Raw genomic sequence first — 3,543 nt, 5'->3', positions numbered from 1 at the left:
AGGAGCAGGAAGCGCGTTTCAGCAACGAGAAGGCGTTGGTACAACAGTTGATGACCAGCCGCCAGGATATCAGCCAGCAGGCTGATATCACGGACCTACAACAACAGTTGGCGCTGGTGCAGCAGGGCGACGCACTGCTGCAGGTGGATGTCGATACCCGCACGGTTGCCAACGTGATTGCCGACTGGACCGGCGTGCCGCTCTCGTCATTAATGAAGGACGAGCAGACTGAACTGCTGACCCTGGAAGATGAAATCAGTCAACGTGTGGTCGGTCAGAATATCTCTCTTAACGCTATAGCCCAGCGCCTGCGCGCGGCAAAAACCGGGCTGACCTCTGAGAACGGCCCGCAGGGTGTGTTCCTACTGGTTGGCCCGAGTGGGGTGGGCAAAACTGAAACCGCATTGGCGCTGGCCGATGTTCTGTATGGCGGCGAAAAGTCACTTATCACCATCAATCTCTCAGAATACCAGGAGCCGCACACCGTTTCCCAACTGAAAGGCTCCCCGCCGGGTTACGTGGGTTACGGTCAGGGCGGTATCCTCACCGAAGCCGTGCGCAAGCGCCCCTACAGTGTGGTGCTGCTCGATGAAGTGGAAAAGGCTCACCGCGACGTGATGAACCTGTTCTACCAGGTCTTTGACCGCGGCTTTATGCGCGACGGCGAAGGGCGTGAAATTGATTTTCGCAACACCGTGATTCTGATGACGTCCAATCTTGGCAGCGACCACATCATGCAGCTTCTGGACGAACAGCCGGAAGCCACTGAGGCTGAATTGCAAGAACTACTGCGACCGATCCTGCGTGACTATTTCCAGCCAGCACTGCTGGCCCGTTTCCAGACGGTTGTTTACCGCCCACTGACGGAAACCGCGATGCGCATCATCGTGCAGATGAAGCTCAACCAAGTTAGTCAGCGCCTAAATCGCCACTACGGCCTGAACACCCACATCGGTGAAAGCCTGTATGACACCCTGACCGCAGCCTGTCTGCTGCCGGATACCGGAGCGCGCAACGTCGACAGCCTGCTCAACCAGCAAATCCTGCCGGTACTGAGTCAGCAGTTGCTCACTCACATGGCCGCCAAACAGAAACCACGGTCACTGACGCTGGCTTGGGATGAAGAAGAGGGGATCGTGCTGCAGTTTGATGTCGTACGGAAAACGAAGCAGGAGATGAGCAATGAATGAGAGTTTAAGCCATCTGGCGCAAAAGGCGATTGACGAAGCTCTGGGTCTGTCACGCTACCGAGTGGATGTGCATGACTGCCCGCATTTTCTCGACGTCCTGCGCTTTCGTGCCAGTGAAACCCTGAGCCAACCGTGGCGCTATGACGTTACCGTCACTTGTGCAGCAAGCATTGCCAGCAGTGAAGTGATGCTTAAACCGGCATCCTTTACTTTCCAGACGCCATTGTTTGATGGTACGCCGGCCGTGCCAGTGCGCACGGTCTACGGCGTGGTGGATACATTCCGTCGGATCTCCGTATCAGGGGATGAAATCACCTATGCTCTGCGCATTGTGCCGCGCATTGCTCTGATGCAGCATACTCAGCGCAGTGAGGTCTATCTAAATCAGTCGGTTCCAGAAATGGTGGAGAAGATACTCCGTTCTCACGGTCTGGAAGGGGCTGATTTTGAGTTCCGATTATCACAGCCTTATCCGGTCCGTGAATTGATTACTCAGTGGCGGGAGACTGACCTTGAATTTATCCAGCGCCTGCTGGCTGAGGTGGGTATCTTCTGGCGTTTTGAAATGGACAGCCGCATTGAGCAGGATGTGGTTATTTTCCAGGACAGCCAGATGCAGTACCAGTTTGGCGTGAGGCTTCCGCTCATTCCACCTTCACGCACCAGCGATAACGGTCAGGATAGCATCTGGGATCTGCGTACGGAAGACCGGCTGGTCACCAGCAGTGTCTCCACCCGTGATTATAACTACCGTGAAGCCCTGACGCCGCAGGACAGTTCAGCCACCGTTCGTCAGGAGGGCGGAGCCACTACCGGTGAGACTTACCACTACGCGGAGCCTTTTTTAAGTGAAGGGGATGCAGAAACTCCGGAAAGCGGAGCCTGGTTTGCCCGTCTGCGTCATGAGCGTTTGCTGAACGCCCAACAGATAGTCACCGGGCGTTCAAGCAGCCCGGTGCTGGTGCCTGGTGAGGTATTGGAGCCCCTGGGGAGTATCCCTGAGTCGCTTGAAGACGGCGTTGTTATCACTGGCGTTCAGACTTCCGGGGCTCGTGATAAGGGCTTTCAGTTGCACTTTACGGGGATCCCCTACAGCGAGACCGTCTGTTATCGCCCTGCATTGCTGAACCGACCTGTCGTTGCCGGCACGTTGCCAGCACGAGTGGAAAGTGAGGAGAAACATGACACCTATGCGTATCTGGATAATCAGGGACGTTACCGGGTCAGACTCGATTTTGACCGCAGTGAAACCGAACCGGGATATGCATACCTGTGGCTACGCCTAGCGAAACCTTACGCCGGGGATACCTATGGTTTCCATTCCCCGCTGCTCGATGGCACTGAAGTTTCTGTAATGTTTGACGGTGGCGACCCGGACAGGCCGTATATCGCCCACGCCCAGCATGACTCCGAGCATCCCGATCACGTTAACCACGACAATCACACGCGAAACGTTTGGCGTACGGCGGGGGACAACAAACTTCGCCTAGAAGATAAGCGCCAGGAAGAGCATTTTAAGCTGGCGACACCCTATGGGAAAACACAGCTTAACGGCGGCCATGTGGTGGACGCCCGGCGTGAGCCACGCGGCACCGGCTTTGAACTGCGCACCGATGAATACGGTGCAGTACGTGCTGGACGGGGGATGTTCCTATCTGCTGATGCGCAGGCAAAAGGTGAAGGACAGATGCTGGAAATGGGACCGGCAGTCAACCGTATCAAGCAGGCCAACCTCGAAATGCAGGCACTGAACAATGCGGCCGAAGCAGCCAAAGCGCTGGTTAGCGATATTCAAGCACAGAACAACCTGGTGACGCAGAGCATTGCGGATTTACAGGCCGCAGTTCTGCTGGCATCGGCTCCACAGGGGATTGCCCTTACTTCGGGTGAGCACCTGCAGCTCACTAGTACGCAGAATACGATGCTGACGGCCGGTAAGCATCTCGACATGGGGGCGATGAATAACATCTCCATGAGCGCGGAAAACGAACTGGGGCTGTTCGCACACAAAGCGGGCGCCCGGATGATCGCCAACCTCGGGGACGTGGAAATGCATTCCCGTCACAACACACTGGACATGAGCGCGCAAAAAGCGCTGACCATCACCAGTACTGACGATGAAATCATTATCAGCACGCCAAAAGCCCTGACGGTGAATGGTGGCGGCTCTTATCTGAAGCTCAGCGACAGCGGCATTGAGCACGGCTCAAAAGGTGACCTGACTATGAAGGTGGGGGAATATCTGGTACCGGGCAGTGGTGCTGACCTGCCATTCTCCGCACCCGATTTTAACAGCACTGAGATAGCCGAAATTAAACGCGTCATTAGTAAATCACTGAGCAACTGAGGGGAT

At 55.8% G+C, this 3,543-nt stretch carries 2 protein-coding genes; both read left to right on the top strand.

What is annotated here, in order from left to right:
* Nucleotides 1-1,190 (top strand): AAA family ATPase (locus BN1044_RS05790; protein ID WP_139130896.1); only part of this gene is annotated, 1,190 nt, incomplete at its 5' end.
* Nucleotides 1,183-3,537: a type VI secretion system Vgr family protein gene (locus BN1044_RS05785; RefSeq protein WP_072307914.1), complete on the top strand. Its 2,355-nt coding sequence runs from the start codon at nt 1,183-1,185 to the stop codon at nt 3,535-3,537. The genes BN1044_RS05790 and BN1044_RS05785, both read left to right, overlap by 8 nt.
* Nucleotides 3,538-3,543 lie beyond the last annotated feature (6 nt).

This window comes from Hafnia alvei, from assembly GCF_900095695.1.
In the GTDB taxonomy this organism is placed as follows: domain Bacteria; phylum Pseudomonadota; class Gammaproteobacteria; order Enterobacterales; family Enterobacteriaceae; genus Hafnia; species Hafnia alvei_B.
Note: the sequence above shows the minus strand (reverse complement) of the source record. Positions and strands in the feature narration are given on the sequence as shown.

What these genes read in the sequence shown, in the direction of transcription:
- BN1044_RS05785 (WP_072307914.1), top strand. Translation starts at nt 1,183, where the DNA reads ATGAATGAGAGTTTAAGCCATCTGGCGCAAAAGGCGATTGACGAAGCT.